Below are 17,656 nucleotides of genomic sequence, written 5' to 3'. Positions count from 1 at the left end.
GAATGGGCGTATTGAAATATGTCGCCGTCTTTGTAGGGTTGGCTCTTAGTATGTGTTTTTTTTCAGGATGTGATCAACAAACGGAAAAAGCATTTAACGGCGGAATGTTATCAGAAGAACAACTTATCTTAGTAGATCAGGCTAAAGATTATTTAAACGAAGAAGAATACACAGAAGTGATGTTAAAAACAGATACACGTAACGTTTTACAAAGCGGAAGTTATCAGACCTACTTATATACCGCAGCCTCCCTTTCAGAGGAACAATTTAAAGAAATTCAATCAACGTATTTTGCCTCCTTTGTTGATTATAGCGTCTATCTACATTATGCAGATTCACTAAAGTCACCACAGGAGTTATTTGGATTTGATAAAGAACAGGAGCTGCATTCCCTTCATACCCAGCAATACGCCTATTATATAGTAGGGTTAATGGAAGTGTTATCGCCCCGGAGATAGAAGATGCTATGTTCCCTAGGAGGTCTAAATGAATATTAGTGAAGAATACATAAGAGTAATCACAGCTCGATTTAACAATGTAAAAGAGCTTGGTGACAAAACGATTGAGCAATTATCTGATGAAGAGCTGTTATGGTCGTTTAACGATGATTCAAATAGTATAGCAGTAATCATCAAGCATGTTAGTGGAAATATGATTTCAAGATGGACTGACTTTATGACTTCAGATGGAGAAAAGGAATGGCGTAACCGCGATGAAGAATTTAAAATCGCTGCCTATTCAAAAGCTGAGTTGATCGAATATTGGGATAATGGCTGGAGAGTAATGCTCAATTCACTTACTAGTTTAAAAGAAGAAGATTTGTTAAAGAAGGTATACATCCGCGGAGAAGGTCATCTTGTAATAGAAGCAATCGAAAGGCAGCTAGCTCATTATTCCTATCACGTAGGGCAAATCGTATACATAGCCAAACAAATTAAGGGAAGCGGTTGGAGCAGCCTGAGTATTCCAAAAGGAAAATCAGTAGAGTTTAAGAGTGAACTGATGGAAAAACACCGAGATCAATAATGGAGATGAAAGACGAATGGTATCACATGAGCTGCTTGTAGAAGAAACGATTAATCAATTGACAAAACAAATAGATAAAGAGCAAAACCTGCTTTTCTACAGTTATTTAACACAGCGAAGAGATAGTGCATTCTTTATTGGTCAATATGTCGAGGGGCATTTGACAGCTGTTTTAGGCTACTTAAGTGACTTCCCATTCCCTGCTTTTTCATTTTACTGTGGCAATGTAAACGAAGTCTATTTACCAGAGCTGATGAGTTTCACAAGAGAGATCACAGGGTTAGATCATAAGGCTATCTGTGGAACCATCCTTGGCGCAAAGGAACTTGAACTCTTTGAAGCTCATAATCTCCTTAAAAATCCACCACAGACTTTTCTGTCAATGAAACATGTAGACGAGTCTAACCTATTGGACTCTAGTATGAGTAAACGTGTGATTGAAGAGGACTTCCAAAATGTAACTAGGTTTTTACATGAGGGAGGGATGAAGTTCTTTATGAGCGAGGAATTAATTCGCTGTCCGTTTTATGGTGTGAAAGAAGAAAATCAATTCATTGCAGCCGGGGGATTTCATTTCTATGACCGATCATATGTCGAGCTCGGAAATATATATACGCATCCAAAGTACAGAGGCAGAGGTCTAGGCAAGAAGCTGACAAGTGAGTTAACGCATCTAGGTATAGAGTTAACCTCTGATATTTATCTAGGTGTGTTGGGAGATAATCTTCCAGCTATACGGTTATATAAAGATTTAGGCTATGAGACGGCTGCACAGGTATCCATTGTTGATTTTAGCTTAGCTTAATATGTTTGAAAGGATGACACTAATTGCTCGAATCTAAAAGGTGTATCATACGGGCTTTTCAACGATCAGATATAAGAGAGATAAGAAAGCTTTACAAAAGTGAAGAAGTTCGAAAGTATTTAGGCGGAGTTCCACAAGCTCAAACAATTGATGCGTCTTTAAAAGAAATGGAGCGACCTAAAAGTGGTTCCTATTATTGGATTATCCGAGAAAAACAAACGGACGAGTTTATAGGATTGGCTTCTCTTGATCCTCATCATGATGGGGTAAATATTGAATTATCTTATCAACTGCTACCTCGATGGTGGGGGCGAGGCTATGCTACAGAAATCCTTCAGGTAATTATTCCTTACGCTCTGAATGATCTGAATCTTTCAAAAATAGTTACTGAAACACAAACAGCTAACATCGCATCATGCAGACTGTTAGAAAAAGTAGGAATGAAAAAAGAGCAGATCCTCTTTCGGTTTGGAGCTGAACAAGCGATCTATTCCTTACAGAAAAAGATATGACAATAGTAAAGTCCAGTTACTTTCATCCTCTGATTCTGTTCTCATGACTTATTAGTGCATTTACCATGGCACTATATGCATTCAGAAACTACAGTAATCAAGAATTAGGTTTAGTAATTGTCTTTGTCGTGTTGGCCTTATTTTTCTTTTCGCGTGTCATCCTCGGAGTGATCTTAAACCAGAAGAATTCGGCCATAAAAAGAAGGAACCTTAAGAAATAGAGGGGGATTTAAGTGATATTAGAGACACCGATTGCAAGTGGTAATACAGCAGAGATCTATCTGATAGATGGAAGGATCATAAAGATTTTCAAGGATCACTTGCCGCCTGCAGAAGCAGCTTATGAAGCAAATAAGCAAAGGCGTGCTTACGAGGCGGGGCTCTTTGTTCCTGAAGTGTTTGATGTTACCCGGATTAATCAGAAGCAAGCTATTGTGATGGAGTATATAAAAGGTAAAGCAATGGGTGAGCTGCTAATGGAGAATATGGAGCTTGCAGAAGACTATATCAACCTCTCAATAGATGTCCAACAGAGGATACATAGTGTGAATACGGTTAATCTTGAGTCAATGGAAGCGAAATTAGTTAGGAAAATAAAAGCAGCTAATCAATTACATCAGGAAAAAAGATCTTATCTGCTTCAAAAACTATCAATGATGAACTATGAAAAGAAACTATGTCACGGAGATTTTCATTTATTTAACTTAATAGTCACAGAGGATGATCGTGTTTCAATCATTGATTGGGTAGATGCAAGTTCTGGAGACATCCTGGCTGACGTTTGCAGAACCTACTTATTATATCAACCTTTCTCTGAAAGATTAGCGGAATTGTACCTGCAGCTGTATTGTCAAAAAAGCGGGTTAGCTAAGGAGGATATATTAAGATGGATTCCGATTCTTTCCGCTGCAAGGCTGACTGAAAATGTCTCAGCTGCAGAAGCTGAATGGCTAATAAAATGCATTGAATATCATATTAACCTAGAGTAAAGCGGATTAATTTGAAAACAACGCATTAGTTCACCTTACGTAGTAATCTTTCTCCATCTAAAGTTGTATAAAGATTACTACCTTCCGACGTGTTTAGTTGCCTTAAAAGATTATATGCTGTAAAAAGAGGGCTGCATGAGAAGTATGCTAACCCACCTTATAAAATGCAACGGAGGCAGACTAATGAAATTTACTAATATAACATTATTAACAAACAATCTAGGGGAGTTAAAACAATTCTACTCAGAAGTACTTGAACTTCCATTACTGAATGAAGATCAAACTAGCTTTGTTATACAAATAGGCACCAGTGCAGTGACGTTTAAGCAAGCTGATACTAAGGAAAACCCTGTTTATCACTTTGCTGTAAATATTCCTTCAAACACATTTCAAGAAGCAAAGTCTTGGCTGAAACCAAGAGTAGAATTAAATAAAGAGAATGGAGCCGATGAGGTATTTTTTGAGAGCTGGAACGCACATGCACTCTATTTCGAAGATCCATCCGGTAATATTGTAGAATTTATTGCCAGGCATGAATTAGAAAATGAAGTGGATCATCGCTTCTCGATTGAGGACCTTCTTTATATCAGTGAAATCGGAATTGTGGTTGATGAGGTTGTACCGTTTGTAAGGAAGCTGAATGAAATTGGTATCCCAAATTGGAAAGAGGACAGCGAGGCATTAACACCAACAGGGGATGAGCACGGCCTGTTTATTATCGTTAAAGAAGGCAGGCGCTGGTTTTTCACCGATAAAGAAGCGCATTTCTTTCCCTTGGAAGTGAGTGTAGAAGGGATGGGCAGGTTCTTTTTTAGAAAAGAACAAGGTAAAGTTATTAATGAGAAAGAAGAGGAAGAGTAATCCAACTTTCTTACACTAGTATTAAGGGGGAATGGACTTGAAGAATATGATTGAAGTCTTTGAGCGAAAATCACGTGAATTTAACCCTTCAATTCATTTTGCATCACGAATAAAAGAGATGGAGAAGACATCCAGTTACGGGGTGCAGCTTGCTTCTAAATGGAGAGAGTTATTAAATAGATCAAAGATGAACGAGGTTTATCCAGTTGTTCATCCGATTGGCAAGGAAACATTTTCTCTCTATGCAGACTATCCATCAGGTATTTTTGAGTATGCTTTAGATATTGACCTGGCGACTTCTTTAATTAAAGAAAAAGGCATGTCGCCAATAAAAGTCTCGCCGAAAAATATAATTGATGCTGTTGATCCAGGTAACATCAATAGAGGTCCAGCTAAAATAAAACCCAATCATAAAAATCCGGTAATGGTCATTCAAAGTCATTATCTTACTAACAATGAGTATTATTGTATTAATGGAAACCACCGGATCTTTGAAGCGTATCGTAATGGTGAAAGAAAAATAGAGGTTTATCTATTTAAAGACTTGGAGTTCCTTTCTTTCTTTTATGATGAGCTCAGCAAAGCGACTTACTTTTTAGAAATCGATGCTGCCCGTGTCCTCAACAATCAACAACATATTCAGCAAAGTGATCAATATCCTTTTGATTTCAACTTTTCTCGATAGTAAATAATAGTAAGATATAGGTGTGAACTTTAAATAGGAGGTACTTATGAATCCATATAAAGTCGTTTTATTCGATTTAGATGGCACACTGTCAGATCCGAAGGCAGGAATTACTAAATCGGTTCAGTATGCTTTAGAGAAAATGAATAAAGCTGTTCCCGATGAAGAAGAGCTTGAACCATTTATTGGTCCTCCACTACACGTTTCATTTTCGGAATATTGCGGTTTTGACGAGTGGCATACTCAAACCGCAATCAATTATTACAGGGAACGATTTAAGAGAGCGGGGATGTATGAGAATGAGCTGTATGAAGGTATTCCTCACTTATTACATACTTTAAATAATCAGCGGTTTAAATTGGTAGTGGCCACTTCTAAGCCAACCGTTTTTGCTGAAAAGATCCTTACATATTTTGCGATAGATCATTATTTTGAACTCATCGTAGGAAGTCAATTAGATGGTTCAAGATCTTCAAAAGCAGAAATTATTCAATTTATACTGGATTGCTTTCCTGATTGTGAGCTAGACGAATTTGTGATGATCGGTGATAGGGAGCATGATTTGATCGGCGCAAATCAAATAGGCATTGACTCAATTGCTGTAACATATGGCTACGGATCCTTTGAAGAGTTAAAGGCGTGTCATCCTACGTATCTAGTGGAAAGTGTTGAGGAGGTTAAAGAAATTTTAATGGGAAGGCTAAATAAGCAAGAGCGAAAGGGGGATATGCTAGATGAAAGCTGTCCTTTTTGATTTAGATGGAACCTTATTAAATAGAGATGCCTCTGTTCATGCATTTATAGAAAATCAATATGATCGGCTTAATAACGGCCTTAAACATATCCCGAAAGAGACGTATTGTTCCAGGTTTATCGAATTAGATAAGCGGGGCTATGTGTGGAAGGACAGAGTCTATAAGCAGCTTCTCACTGATTTCGATTTGTCAGCTTTACAGTGGGAGGACATGCTTGAAGATTATATCAGTGAATTTAAACATCACTGCGTCCCTTTCAATGGGTTGATAGAAATGCTTAAAGAGCTTAAATCTATGAAGCTTCCAGTAGGAATGATCACAAATGGTTATGGACAGTTCCAAATGGATAACATTGAAGCTCTAGGTATAAAAGAGTTCTTTGATGTCATTGTAGTGTCTGAATGGGAAGGGATGAAGAAGCCAAGTCAGGAGATCTTTCACAGTGCACTAGAGAGAATGAATGTAGCTTCTGCTGAAAGTGTTTTTGTAGGAGATCATCCGGATAATGATGTCTATGCAGCGCAGCAAGCTGGAATGAAAGCGATTTGGAAAAAAGACAGTGAGTGGGATCAAGTTGATGCGGACTTTATTGTTAAAGATCTTTCAGAAATACCTAAAATCTTTTATTCTTTAATGAAAGAAGCTGCGACCTCAAAAAGTATACTACACACTGAATAACAGAATGATAAGCGAGTTCTGTTGGGGAGGGTATAATGGGAAAACTCAAAAGAAACAGCTGGCGCGAAGAAGTGAAGAAAGCTACTTTTGAAATCAATTCTAGCGAAGACTTTTCATGTATTGCTCGCTATATAAAAGATAAGCGAATTATTCTCCTTGGTGAAAACTCACACGGAATAGGAAATTATTTTACCACAAAAACAGAGTTAATCCGTTACCTGCATCAACATCACGGGTTTAACGTTGTCGTACTTGAAAGCGGACTTCTTGAAGCCACTCTGTGTAAAGAGTTCTTAACAAATCTATCCCCCGATAAACAAATCCAAGAAACCTTATTAGATATTTACCATAATGAAGAAATGAAGCCATTGTTTCAAGAAGAATGGGCCCAGTCTATCAAACTCAGCGGAATGGACCCTCAGCCTACATACCCTTTAGTCTCTGAATACATGGTAGAATGGGTGAAAACTCACGTAGATGACGAATTATATCACTCAATGAAAAAAGCTGAAGAACAGTACTTTGAATTTCAAGATGAACTATTATTTAAGATCACAAAGCCGTTAAAAAGGAAAATGAAAAAAAGCATTCAAGATTATGAAGACTTACTAGATTTACTAGCAATCAAACAAATGAGAGAAAAAACTCCTGAAATACAGAAGATGCTTTTACTTATTGAGCGGGGAATGCAGAATAGGCTGCAGTGGCTGCAAGTGAATTTAAAAGGGTATGTTGCCTCAGGTGTTCAAAGAGGGTTACATATGTTTCAGAATCTAGAGTGGCTCATGAATCATTATTATAAAGGTGAGAAGATCATTGTATGGGCTCATAATTTTCATATAAGAAAAAAACGCCCGATGATCGCAAAAGCATTAGGGATTAAATCAGTCGGGTATTGGCTGCAAAAGAAGTACCCTGAAGATATATATACTGTTGGGTTGTATGCAGGGAGCGGAACCTTTGCCACACAATTACGGGTAAATTTAAACATATATATGAAGAAAAAACAATATCATTTAGAATCGCTTCTTTATGAGGTAAAAGAAGCGGATTTATTCCTCCCACTAACTGGAAACGAAGATCAAAAGTGGTTGAGAAGATGGCGATTATTAGAGTCAGGATTTTCAGGACTATCTCCTATGGTTGTTCAACCGCAAAAGCATTATGATGCTATTATGTTTATCCGAGAAGCATCTCCTCCTGCTTATTTAAAACGGAATGAATGTAAAGCGTGAAAAATGAGATGTAAGCCAGAAATAACACATAAAAAGAGGGGGATATTATGCGTAAAAATACATTAATGAAATCATCAAATGATCGAGCACTAACAGGAGTGTGCGGAGGCATTGCAGAATATCTAGGAATCTCTTCTTTTGTTGTAAGAGTCTTATTCATCTTTTTACCGGTTAATTTACTGGTTTACATTATTCTTTCAGTAATACTGCCGGATGCACCTGAGTCTTTGTATTAATTAAAGTATATTGAGGTAAGTACCGTATTTACGCAATTAGTATTAGATAAGGATAGCAAATATGGAGTTGTCCTATTCATACCCTATTCATACATAATAATGAAGCATAAGGTCGCTACTGATCTTTGCTTCATCGTTTGCCAATAAGAAAGGAAGAATGTGGTATGCTTTTTGAAGGCAGCGATGATAAAAGGGGAAAAAGTGCTCAAACTTGAAACAGAAAGACTTACAATAAGGCCTTTCACTAAAGAAGATATTCCGGATCTCCATACGATCTTCTCTGATCCTGAAACAATGCAGCATTACCCAGCACCATTCCGTTATGAAAAAACGAAAAGCTGGGTGGAGAAAAATCTTCAACGTTATCAAAAGGACGGTCATGGCTTATGGGCAGTATGCTTTAGGGAAACGGGTGAAGTCATCGGTGATTGCGGATTGGTTACCCAACAAGTCGAGGGGAAAAATGAAATTGAGCTTGGCTATCATATCAATAAAAAGCATTGGTCAAAAGGGTATGCTACTGAAGCGGCCATCGCATGCAGAGATTATGGGTTTCAGCAATTAAAGGTTGATCGACTAATCAGCTTGATTGTTCCTAAAAACAAGCCGTCTATTCGAGTGGCAGAGAAAATAGGTTTTGGGAGAGAAAAAGAAGTATTAATTTTTTATAAATATCACTACATTTATGCGGGTTTTAGACAACATGAATCGAAAGGTGATACGTCATGATCATAGATAAAATGAATCCGACCGATTGGACCGAAGTTAAAGCTATATATTGTGAGGGGATTGCTGGTGGGAATGCCACCTTTCAAACTGAGGCGCCGGCGTGGGAAGAGTGGGATAGAAGTCATGACAATGAATGCCGGTTAGTGGCAAGAATAGACGGCGAGGTTGCAGGTTGGGCTGCACTTAGCCCGGTATCGAACCGCCGTGTCTACGCAGGTGTGGCAGAAGTTAGTGTGTATGTTAGTCACAAGTGGAGCGGAAAAGGTCTTGGAAGCTTATTACTTAGCGCATTAGTGGACCTTAGTGAAAATAGAGAGATCTGGACCCTTCAATCAGGCATTTTTCCTGAGAATACAGCAAGCCTTTTTATACATAAGAAGTGTGGGTTTAGAGAAGTTGGCAAACGCGAGCGGATTGGTAAGATGAACGGTGTGTGGCGGGATACCATTTTGTTAGAGAGAAGAAGTCAGCTTGTTGGAATTGATTAAAAACTCAGCGCTATAAGTGGTAAGAGGAGGTGTATATATGAAAGGAGATTTAGTTTGTCTTAGAAGACTTGAAAAGCGAGATCTTCATAGCTTTTACCAGGCGATAGAAAATAAGGAAATTAGATATATGACAGGGACCAAAAAGCAATTTACATATGAAGATGTCGTTCAATTCTATGACAAAGCGGCAGATGACTCTACAAGACATGATTTTGCGATCTGCCTTCTTAATGATCAGTGTATCGGGGATTTAGCTATCTTGGAAATAGATGAAGGCAATAATAAGGCCGCCTTCAGGATTGCTCTTCATGACCCGAAGTACTTTAATAAAGGATACGGGACGGAGGCAGTTCAATTAGCGTTAGACTATGCCTTTCATAAGCTAAACTTAAACCGTCTTCAACTAGAAGTATATTCCCATAATAAAAGAGGACTGAAAGCATATGAAAAAGCAGGGTTCAAAGTAGAAGGGGTTCTGCGTGACGCCCTGTTTATAGACGGAAAATATTCGGATGAAATCATTATGGGAGTTCTGAAAAGAGAGTACATAGAGAAAAATAAAGATAAATAGAGGGATGTTAGAAAGATGAATCAATGGTGGTATAGTTTTTATTTTATCGTATTAGGGGTCGTTGCCTTTTTCACTGGGGAAATTGTGACGTTCGTTATGCTTGGCTTTATTTTGCTGAGCTTAAACAACATCAATAACACGTTAAAGAAGATTTATCATAGTAAAAAAGAGTAGTTTATTGCACGGGGGAATACATATGGATGAACGGAATTGGCTCATTTTAAAAGAGCTTTTTGCAAAGAAAAACATTACAAAAACAGCTCAAAGTCTCTATATTTCACAACCAACCTTAACGAAGAGAATTCAACAAATGGAAAAAGAATATGATGTTTCTATTATTAATCGAGGGGCAAGAGGAGTGGAATTCACGCCACAAGGTGAGTACTTGGCAACATGCGCAGAAGAGATGATTGCTCGTTTTCAAAGCATTAAAGAAACGGTCTTAAATATGGAAGACGAGGTAAGCGGGACACTGCGATTAGGGGTTTCTAATTATATTGCGACGCATAAACTTCCTCACATGTTAAAGCTATTTCAAGAACATTTTCCAAACGTAAACTATAAGGTTACGACTGGATGGAGCCAAGAAGTGTTTAATCAAGTGTATCACCGGGATGTACAGATTGGGATCGTCCGCGGTGAGTATGAGTGGCCGGAATCAAAGCTTCTACTATTTGAAGAAAACATTTGCATTGTCTCAAAAGAGGAAATAAATCTTGAGAATCTGCCGTCATATCCAAGAATTGATTATGAAACGGATACTCTTCTTTTGCAGATAATCGATAACTGGTGGAGCAGGTCGTATTCGCACCCTCCGCTCATTGGAATGGAAGTTGACAAAGGAGTCACATGCAAGGAAATGGTGATTAATGGCTTAGGGTACGGAATTCTTCCTAGCACGTTAATAGAAGAGGAAGAAGGTTTGTTCCGTGTGAATTTAACGGATAAAAACGGCGAGCCTATCGTGCGGAAGACGTGGATGCTGTTTCATGAAGACTCTTTAAAGCTTAAGACAATCGCTGAATTCGTCCGTTTTATGAAACGAATTGATTTTAATGAATAAGTTTTCCAAGATATCATTCCTTTTTTGAATACCTCTCAATAGATAAATTGAATTTTACACTCTTTCCTTTCAGCTATAAGCTAGCTTAAGAGGAGGGGTGTGCAATGGATGTTTTATTCGCCATACTTATTCAGGTAATGGTGCCGATCTTTTCATTAATAGCGATCGGTGCGTACCTTCATCGGAAATTCACTTTAGATATGAAGACGTTATCTAAATTAAATACGTACCTGCTCATTCCGGCGGTTTGCTTTGTGAATGTATATAAAAGTGAAATGGGTGGCGAGGCGCTTTCTCTTATTCTTCTCTTTCTCGTCATTCAAAATAGCATTCTCATTATTATAAGTGCAGCCGTTGCAAAAGCAGCAGGTTTCGATCATCGCTTAACGTCTACCTTTAAAAACAGTGTAGTGTTGAGTAATAATGGGAATTTTGGCCTTCCGATCAGTCAGCTCGTTTTTGCGCAGCACCCAATAGGCGTAACCGTTCAAGTAGTCGTCTTGCTATTTCAGAATATCCTTACGTTTACCTATGGATTATTCAATGCTGTGTCAGCTGAGAAAAAAGGGCTTCAATCTCTTAGTTTCCTTTTAAAGAACCCCGTCATCTATGCTTTATTACTCGCTCTATTTTTAAAAGTATTTTCTATTGCGATACCTAGCTTTTTCTTCTCGCCCATTGAAAATATAGCTGATGCTTTTCTCGCGATGGCACTTGTTACCCTTGGTGCACAAAGTGCTTTTATTAAATTGTACAGATTCCAAAAGCCCTTACTCATGAGTTTAGCAGGCCGGCTTCTCTTATCCCCATGTATTGGACTTCTCGTTATTTTTCTTCTAAATCTTGATGGAATCATTGCTCAAGCATTGTTTATCGCAAGTGCGTTTCCAACGTCTAGAAACAGCTCGATCTTTGCGCTTGAGTACAATAATTACCCTGAGTATGCAGCCCAAACTGTACTTGTCTCGACAATATTCAGTATGGTCACAGTTACAACCGTCGTTTATGCGGCTGGAATTTTATTTCCTCTTTATTAGTTCCCTTATAATTGAGCGAATGATTCGATTATTCCGATTTGTGAATGCTAGAATGGAAGAGTTGAGATAGATTTCCACTTTAGCAGAAAGGATGAAGATCGATGAGAAAGCTATTTAAGGGCGGCACAGTACTGACGTTAGATAAGAATTTAGGGAACTTTGAGACGGCTGATGTTCTCGTTGAAGGATCTACTATTGTTGAGGTAAGACCCAATATAGAAGCAGGAGACTGTGAAGTAATTGATGCATCGGATATGATCGTGATGCCAGGGTTGGTGGATTCACACCGGCACACATGGGAGTCGCTCATCCGTAATATAGGAGCAGATTGGTCGCTGCAAACGTATTTGAGTAAAATCTATTATGGTGGCTTGGGGTCGATGCGCAGGCCTGAAGATGATTATACAGCAAACCGGCTCGGTGCTCTTGAAGCATTAGATGCAGGGGTCACCACCTTGCTTGATTGGACGATGATCATTTCTCCTGACCATACAGAAGAGATGATTAGAGGGTTGAAAGACTCTGGAATTAGAGCAGTCTTTGCTCATGGCAGCCCGGGGGACACAGAATATTGGAATGCTGACAGCACCATCGATAATGCAGAGGATGCCAGAACAATAAAAGCGCGTTATTTCTCTTCACGGGATCAGCTGTTAACAATGGGCCTCGCCATTCGCGGCCCTGAGTTTAGTTCTTGGGAAACTAGTGTAAAAGAAATTCAATTAGCAAGAGAGCTGGATGCCGTATGTAGCATGCATCTTGGTTTTGGTACATGGGGATCAACAGCTCGTTCGATTGAAAAGTTAAATGAGGAGAACTTATTAGGAAAAGATTTAAACTTTGTCCATGCTAATGCGATCAGCCCTGAAGAGGTGAAGCTATTAGCAGAAAAAGGCGGAAGTATTTCCGTAACACCTGAAATTGAGATGATGATGGGACACGGGTATCCCGCTGTAGGGTTATCGCTTGAAAATGGACTAAAACCAGCACTCGGAGTCGATGTCGTCACCTCAACAGGCGGGGATATGTTTGCACAAATGAAGTTTGCCCTTCAAGCAGAGCGAGCGAGATATAATCAGATTCAGCTAGAAAAAGGGATTATGCCAGGTCCCGAGCTGAATCTATCAGCAGAAACGATCTTAGAATGTGCCACCATTGAAGGTGCTAAAGCTCTTATGCTAGAAGATAAAATCGGCAGCTTAGCTCCAGGCAAACAAGCGGACATGATTATGATCCGTACGAATGATTTAAATATCTTCCCTGTGAATGATCCTATTGGAACCGTGGTACAAACGACGAACACAGCAAATGTTGATTCAGTTTATGTGGCAGGAGAAGCGGTTAAGAAAGACGGGAAATTATTGAATGTTGATCTAGCCAGCTTGAAAAAACAAGCGATTGAGGCAAGAGATTATATGTTAGAGGAATACCGCGAGCAGGTGAATCAATAAATATAACTGAAGCTTGCTTTCTAGAGCTGCTTACATGCAGCTCTTTTTTTAAAGGAGGTAAAGGTGGATGGATTATTGTATACAGGCAAGCACATATCATTCAAAGAGAATAGGTGAGCTTATATGGATGTTAGAGCATACAAGAGAGGTGACCTTAAGCGAAATTGCTCATTTAAGCATGGAAGAACTTGATTTAGTTGCAGAAAAAACGATAAATTCAATTGCTATTTTATTGGCACATATTGCATCCATTGAATTTGTTCATCAGGTAATCTCGTTTGAAAAGAGAGACTTAACAAACAAGGAGTATGAAGAATGGGGCCCGTTGTTAGAAATAAATACATTAGCAAAAGAGACAATCAGAAATAAACCAGTTGAGTATTATGCTGAAAAACTGCGTCAAATAAGGGAGCGTACATTGGTTCATTTAAAAGAAAAAGATGATCAATGGTTATTTGAAGAAAGTAAATGGGATAATGGTGTCTCCTATAATAACTATTACCTATGGTTTCACGTAATGGAAGATGAAATCAGTCATCGAGGACAGATCAGGTTAATTAAGAGGATGTTTGAATTAGGATAGAGCTTGCTGAGGGGAGTGCCGCCCTATGAAAACAACGATAAGTTTTAACAAATGGATACCTCTTACTCTATTAATGATTAATCTCTTTTTATTTCTATTGTTAATGGAAGAATTAATTGATGCAACAGAACCCAATTACGGGGTATGGTCATTTTTGATGCCTGTATTTGGTTGGATTTCTTTTTATTACATTAGAATAACGAGCAAAGGAAAGGCTCATGTTTCACTGAAAATCATGCAAGGCTTTAATTTATTTTTTATGATCTTTCCGTTGATCATTATTGGGTGGATCATCATATTAATGGTTTAACAGTGGATAAAGACGAGCAATAATGGATGAGGTGAAGTGATGCGATCTTTTTTTGAGTACAACTGGCAGGTGAGAGACGAGTGGCTCGAATGGTGTGAACAGATATCAACGGCAGAGCTGCTAAAGCCGCGCACTGGCGGACCAGGCAGTATACTATATACCCTGTTTCATGTTATTGAGGTAGAAAACAGCTGGATTAAAGCCATTCAAGGCAAAGAGGATGAAATTATTTCATTTGAACAATACGATACGCTGGAACAATTGAAAAAGCTTTCTAATGAATGTCGTGCTGAAATTATGAAGTTTATAGAAAAAGGGTTATTTGCAAACAAAGATGAGAGTCTAAATGTGTCTTGGGAAAATCAATCTTATACTAAAGATGAGATCCTTCATCACGTCATTGCTCATGACATTCACCATATAGGCCAATTATCAGTCTGGGCAAGGGAACTTGAATTTAAGCCTGTTTCAGCTCATTTTATAGGGAGAACTGAACATGGAAGATCATAATATTTATATCCGAAAAATGACTCAAGAGGATTTCTCAATCATGGCAAAGTGGCTAAGTACGAATGAGGTTTTAGAATACTATGGTGATGTCAATGCTCCTTTTTCATTTGAGCAAGTAAAGCAAAAGTACGAACCGCGTGTGCAGGGAGAAGTGAATGTACCTCCTTTTATCGTCGAGTGGCAAGGCACGCCGATCGGCTTTATGCAGTATTACAAGCTTGCTGAAGATAAATATAATGAATTTGGATACGGCCGTAGCCTCAAAGTATATGGGATGGATCAATTTATTGGCGAGCCTGCTTTGTTTAATAAAGGGATAGGTACCCTAATGGTTTCCTTTTTTGTCAGGAAGATAGTAAAGGATACGGGAGCAGACACGGTGATTGTCGATCCAGCGATATCGAATGTGAGAGCGATAAAGTGTTATGAGAAATGTGGGTTTAGAAAAGTGAAGCAGATCAATGAGGGAAGAGAGTGGTTGATGGAAGTGAAATGTAATTAGTAACTTCCTATTATTTTAGTTGAGGAGGGAAGATTAAAATGGACATTCATTTTAGACTAGCAACAGAAGGTGATTTGGATTCGATTGTGTATATGCTTGCTGACGATGTATTAGGCAGCAAACGAGAAAAGTATGAACAACCACTCCCAGAAAGTTATATAAAAGCCTTCCATTCAATCAAGTCTGATCCAAATAATGAGTTAATCGTTGCCTGCAAAGAGGAGACTGTCGTAGGTGTGCAACAACTAACCTTTACACCTTATTTAACGCATCAAGGAGGATGGAGGGCAACGATAGAAGGTGTGAGAACAGCCGCATCAGTACGTGGTCAAGGGGTTGGCAGCGAGCTAATTAAATGGGCAATCAATCGAGCAAAACAACGAGGCTGTCAGGTGATACAACTGACAACAGATAAAAAAAGACCTGATGCCCTGCGCTTTTATGAACGGTTAGGATTTGAAGCCACGCATGAGGGATTAAAACTAAAGCTATAATCTGAGGAAAAAAGTGCGAATCTAATGGTCGGAAATCGCACTTTTTTATGTCACTGTACGTTTAATTCACATTCTCGAGAACAAAACTCTCTGTCTGGCCGTCCCACTCAATCGTAAATTTAATACGGTCATCACGGGTGGTAACTGCACAGCCGCTGCAACCACCACTTTCGCTGCTTGATAATGTGCCGTTATCATTTAGCTCCCAACCGTTAGCCGAAATGCTTCCAATCTCAAAGTCTACAGGAGTGGCAGGAGGGTTTTCTCCCAAATAGCGGATGCTAAATTCAGTTTGTTCACTATTTTCCTCGTAAATATTCGCCGTATAAACAGCCTCCCAATGTTCGCCTTGCCCGCTAAACTTCACAGTGTCTTGCCCACAAGCAGTCAGGGTGAGAAGCAGCATAAATAATAATCCTGTTCCAATAACCTTTTCCATCCGCATCCCCCATAATGAATAGTATTTTATATGATATAGGTTCATTTTAGCATAAAATTCCAAGTCAACCTCACTATTTATTATTAATTAAGGTTAATATAACAATCTTTATTATTAATGTTAAATTTTAAGGTGAATTTAAAAAATTACATATAACTATATCCTATCTAAATCTATTTGACTAGGAATTTTGATGTGATTAAGGCTAATCACTTTAGTCATATTGAATAAAAAACTCCCTTGCTTTAATATGGAAAAGATTAATAGGATAATTTTACATAAAAAGTGGGTTTATCCTTTTAAAGGAGGAGGACACGAATGAAAGTTTTAGAAGTCCAATCAATGGAAGCTGGAATAAATGAGACTATTCATTCAATCAAATTATTATCAAAACAATTTGATTTGATAGAAAACAATATTCGTAATTTTACTTCTTTGAATGATTCTTTTAAGGGGGATGCTGGTGAGTCAATTCAATCTTTTTATAAGGAATGTCATCTGCCGCTTCTAAAATCCTTTAAAGATCTTTTTAATGCTTACGAAAATGTTCTGCATCAAATAACTGACGGCTTATACACAATAGAACCTGATTCAAACGGGTTTATTAGGGAGAGTTTTTTAGAAGGTGATTTAGAGCCTTCTTTAGACAAAGTAAAAAATTTCACCATTGATCTTACTAATGTTGCTAATCAAATAATGCAACAAGTACAACACATTGTTTCTTTGCCAAGGCTAAATGATGAAAATGTATTGGAATACATAAATCAAGGTAAAAAAGAAATTCATTCTACAATCGAAGAAGTACACTCTTTTGATTGGGCAATGTCAGGCGCTCTATTAAACATAGAAACTAGTATTCAAAGTTTGAATAAACATATAACGAGCGTACAAAGTATTTATAGAGATGTAGGGGTCTCTTCATATAGAGTTGGAAGTTTAAAGCAGTACAAATCAGATATACATATAATAAATAATAACTTAGAAGAAAAACAATCATCTAATGGATTTAATAATATCTATTTAGGTCCCAATGGAAAAGTAACTCTAGACCCTTCAGCACCTTTTTCAAATGTAGGAAATACTGTGAATACGGTTGCTGAAGCAGCTGTTATATCAAGTGTTTTCTATAAGACACAAGTTCAGGGTTTCGCTATAGAAAAATACAAAGCGGGTTATAAAGTGAAAAATGGTATGGTCAACAAAATTAATGGGACGAATTACCAAAACACTTATATAAGTTCACAGTTAGAGCGTGGCAATGAACCTCAAATTGCTAGGTATGTGCAACCAAAGGTAGCTGCTAAATATGCTTTGAAAAATGGACTAAGCTGGGTAGGAGTCGGTGTTACGACTGGTCATAATTTATATGAAAATGTGCAAGCAGATGAAAAAGTGGCAAAAACGATAGGTGATGCAGCTATTGATGTAAGTATTGGAGTTGCTACGATCGTAGGAGGGGCAGTTGTTACATCATTTGTAGTTGCTGCTGGGCTGCCTGTTTTAACAGGAGCATTGATTGGTGCTGGAGTTTCAATAGGTGCTTCTGTGCTCCTTGATGGTATTAAGGTTGGGGGTAAATCAATTTCAAATCATATAAAGGATGGTGTACAAAAGGGCATAAGTACGGTTACAGGGACGGTAGCTGGTTGGTTTAAGAAAGAACAGACGGCAAAATAATGATTAGATTTGGTGGTTAT

25 protein-coding genes are annotated in these 17,656 nt (G+C 38.2%); 24 read left to right on the top strand and 1 reads right to left on the bottom strand.

The window, feature by feature from the left end; genetic code table 11:
• Positions 1–2 precede the first annotated feature (2 nt).
• The 23 genes from PQ478_RS12045 to PQ478_RS11935 all read left to right on the top strand — a co-directional run bounded on the left by PQ478_RS12045 (position 3) and on the right by PQ478_RS11935 (position 15,520).
• Positions 3–458 carry a hypothetical protein gene (locus tag PQ478_RS12045; protein WP_289234399.1) on the top strand — a complete coding sequence of 152 codons (456 nt, stop codon included), beginning with the start codon at positions 3–5 and terminating at the stop codon, positions 456–458.
• A 28-nt stretch (positions 459–486) separates the two neighbouring features.
• A complete protein-coding gene (locus tag PQ478_RS12040; protein ID WP_289234398.1) occupies positions 487–1,026 on the top strand; it encodes a DUF1572 family protein in 540 nt (179 codons plus the stop codon).
• A 16-nt stretch (positions 1,027–1,042) separates the two neighbouring features.
• The gene (locus PQ478_RS12035; RefSeq protein ID WP_289234397.1) at positions 1,043–1,831 is read left to right on the top strand and encodes a GNAT family N-acetyltransferase; all 789 of its coding nucleotides are present in this window, start codon (positions 1,043–1,045) and stop codon (positions 1,829–1,831) included.
• A gap of 23 nt (positions 1,832–1,854) precedes the next feature.
• Positions 1,855–2,343, top strand: a complete 489-nt coding sequence (locus PQ478_RS12030; RefSeq protein ID WP_289234396.1) for a GNAT family N-acetyltransferase — start codon at positions 1,855–1,857, stop codon at positions 2,341–2,343.
• 233 nt (positions 2,344–2,576) lie between these two features.
• On the top strand, positions 2,577–3,332 hold the full coding sequence (locus PQ478_RS12025) for an aminoglycoside phosphotransferase family protein (protein ID WP_289234395.1): 756 nt from the start codon (positions 2,577–2,579) through the stop codon (positions 3,330–3,332).
• Positions 3,333–3,515: 183 nt separating this feature from the next.
• Positions 3,516–4,193: a VOC family protein gene (locus PQ478_RS12020; protein WP_289234394.1), complete on the top strand. Its 678-nt coding sequence runs from the start codon at positions 3,516–3,518 to the stop codon at positions 4,191–4,193.
• A 37-nt stretch (positions 4,194–4,230) separates the two neighbouring features.
• Positions 4,231–4,878 carry a hypothetical protein gene (locus PQ478_RS12015; RefSeq protein ID WP_289234393.1) on the top strand — a complete coding sequence of 216 codons (648 nt, stop codon included), beginning with the start codon at positions 4,231–4,233 and terminating at the stop codon, positions 4,876–4,878.
• Between the two features lie 46 nt (positions 4,879–4,924).
• Positions 4,925–5,632, top strand: a complete 708-nt coding sequence (locus PQ478_RS12010; protein ID WP_289234392.1) for an HAD family hydrolase — start codon at positions 4,925–4,927, stop codon at positions 5,630–5,632.
• Entirely contained in the window at positions 5,613–6,311 is a 699-nt protein-coding gene (locus PQ478_RS12005) for an HAD family hydrolase (protein ID WP_289234391.1), read from the top strand. The genes PQ478_RS12010 and PQ478_RS12005 overlap by 20 nt, the downstream gene beginning before the upstream one ends.
• A gap of 35 nt (positions 6,312–6,346) precedes the next feature.
• Positions 6,347–7,546: an erythromycin esterase family protein gene (locus PQ478_RS12000; RefSeq protein ID WP_289234390.1), complete on the top strand. Its 1,200-nt coding sequence runs from the start codon at positions 6,347–6,349 to the stop codon at positions 7,544–7,546.
• Positions 7,547–7,593: 47 nt separating this feature from the next.
• Positions 7,594–7,782 carry a PspC domain-containing protein gene (locus PQ478_RS11995; RefSeq protein WP_075682919.1) on the top strand — a complete coding sequence of 63 codons (189 nt, stop codon included), beginning with the start codon at positions 7,594–7,596 and terminating at the stop codon, positions 7,780–7,782.
• Between the two features lie 201 nt (positions 7,783–7,983).
• Positions 7,984–8,511 carry a GNAT family N-acetyltransferase gene (locus PQ478_RS11990; RefSeq protein ID WP_289236975.1) on the top strand — a complete coding sequence of 176 codons (528 nt, stop codon included), beginning with the start codon at positions 7,984–7,986 and terminating at the stop codon, positions 8,509–8,511.
• Entirely contained in the window at positions 8,508–8,999 is a 492-nt protein-coding gene (locus tag PQ478_RS11985; RefSeq protein ID WP_289234389.1) for a GNAT family N-acetyltransferase, read from the top strand. Before PQ478_RS11990 ends, PQ478_RS11985 begins: the two co-directional genes overlap by 4 nt.
• A gap of 37 nt (positions 9,000–9,036) precedes the next feature.
• Positions 9,037–9,570, top strand: coding sequence for a GNAT family N-acetyltransferase (locus PQ478_RS11980; RefSeq protein WP_289234388.1), 534 nt, complete (start codon positions 9,037–9,039; stop codon positions 9,568–9,570).
• 15 nt (positions 9,571–9,585) lie between these two features.
• Positions 9,586–9,744: a hypothetical protein gene (locus PQ478_RS11975; RefSeq protein WP_012959042.1), complete on the top strand. Its 159-nt coding sequence runs from the start codon at positions 9,586–9,588 to the stop codon at positions 9,742–9,744.
• 22 nt (positions 9,745–9,766) lie between these two features.
• A complete protein-coding gene (locus PQ478_RS11970) occupies positions 9,767–10,633 on the top strand; it encodes a LysR family transcriptional regulator (RefSeq protein ID WP_289234387.1) in 867 nt (288 codons plus the stop codon).
• A 104-nt stretch (positions 10,634–10,737) separates the two neighbouring features.
• On the top strand, positions 10,738–11,670 hold the full coding sequence (locus PQ478_RS11965) for an AEC family transporter (protein ID WP_289234386.1): 933 nt from the start codon (positions 10,738–10,740) through the stop codon (positions 11,668–11,670).
• 101 nt (positions 11,671–11,771) lie between these two features.
• On the top strand, positions 11,772–13,121 hold the full coding sequence (locus tag PQ478_RS11960) for an amidohydrolase family protein (RefSeq protein ID WP_289234385.1): 1,350 nt from the start codon (positions 11,772–11,774) through the stop codon (positions 13,119–13,121).
• 67 nt (positions 13,122–13,188) lie between these two features.
• Complete coding sequence (locus tag PQ478_RS11955; protein ID WP_289234384.1) at positions 13,189–13,704, top strand: DinB family protein; 516 nt, start codon at positions 13,189–13,191, stop codon at positions 13,702–13,704.
• Positions 13,705–13,729: 25 nt separating this feature from the next.
• Entirely contained in the window at positions 13,730–14,014 is a 285-nt protein-coding gene (locus tag PQ478_RS11950; protein ID WP_289234383.1) for a hypothetical protein, read from the top strand.
• A gap of 39 nt (positions 14,015–14,053) precedes the next feature.
• Entirely contained in the window at positions 14,054–14,524 is a 471-nt protein-coding gene (locus PQ478_RS11945; protein ID WP_289234382.1) for a DinB family protein, read from the top strand.
• Complete coding sequence (locus PQ478_RS11940) at positions 14,511–15,026, top strand: GNAT family N-acetyltransferase (protein WP_289234381.1); 516 nt, start codon at positions 14,511–14,513, stop codon at positions 15,024–15,026. Before PQ478_RS11945 ends, PQ478_RS11940 begins: the two co-directional genes overlap by 14 nt.
• 38 nt (positions 15,027–15,064) lie before the next feature.
• The gene (locus PQ478_RS11935) at positions 15,065–15,520 is read left to right on the top strand and encodes a GNAT family N-acetyltransferase (RefSeq protein ID WP_289234380.1); all 456 of its coding nucleotides are present in this window, start codon (positions 15,065–15,067) and stop codon (positions 15,518–15,520) included.
• Positions 15,521–15,581: 61 nt separating this feature from the next.
• Here the strand turns inward: PQ478_RS11935 and PQ478_RS11930 are convergent, their stop codons facing one another.
• Entirely contained in the window at positions 15,582–15,959 is a 378-nt protein-coding gene (locus PQ478_RS11930; RefSeq protein ID WP_289234379.1) for a hypothetical protein, read from the bottom strand.
• A gap of 318 nt (positions 15,960–16,277) precedes the next feature.
• Here PQ478_RS11930 and PQ478_RS11925 point away from each other — a divergent pair, with 318 nt between their 5' ends.
• Positions 16,278–17,636: an LXG domain-containing protein gene (locus tag PQ478_RS11925; protein ID WP_289234378.1), complete on the top strand. Its 1,359-nt coding sequence runs from the start codon at positions 16,278–16,280 to the stop codon at positions 17,634–17,636.
• Positions 17,637–17,656 lie beyond the last annotated feature (20 nt).

Origin of the sequence: Alkalihalophilus pseudofirmus (assembly GCF_029094545.1) — a bacterium.
GTDB lineage: Bacteria > Bacillota > Bacilli > Bacillales > Bacillaceae_D > Alkalihalophilus > Alkalihalophilus pseudofirmus.
Note: the sequence above shows the minus strand (reverse complement) of the source record. Positions and strands in the feature narration are given on the sequence as shown.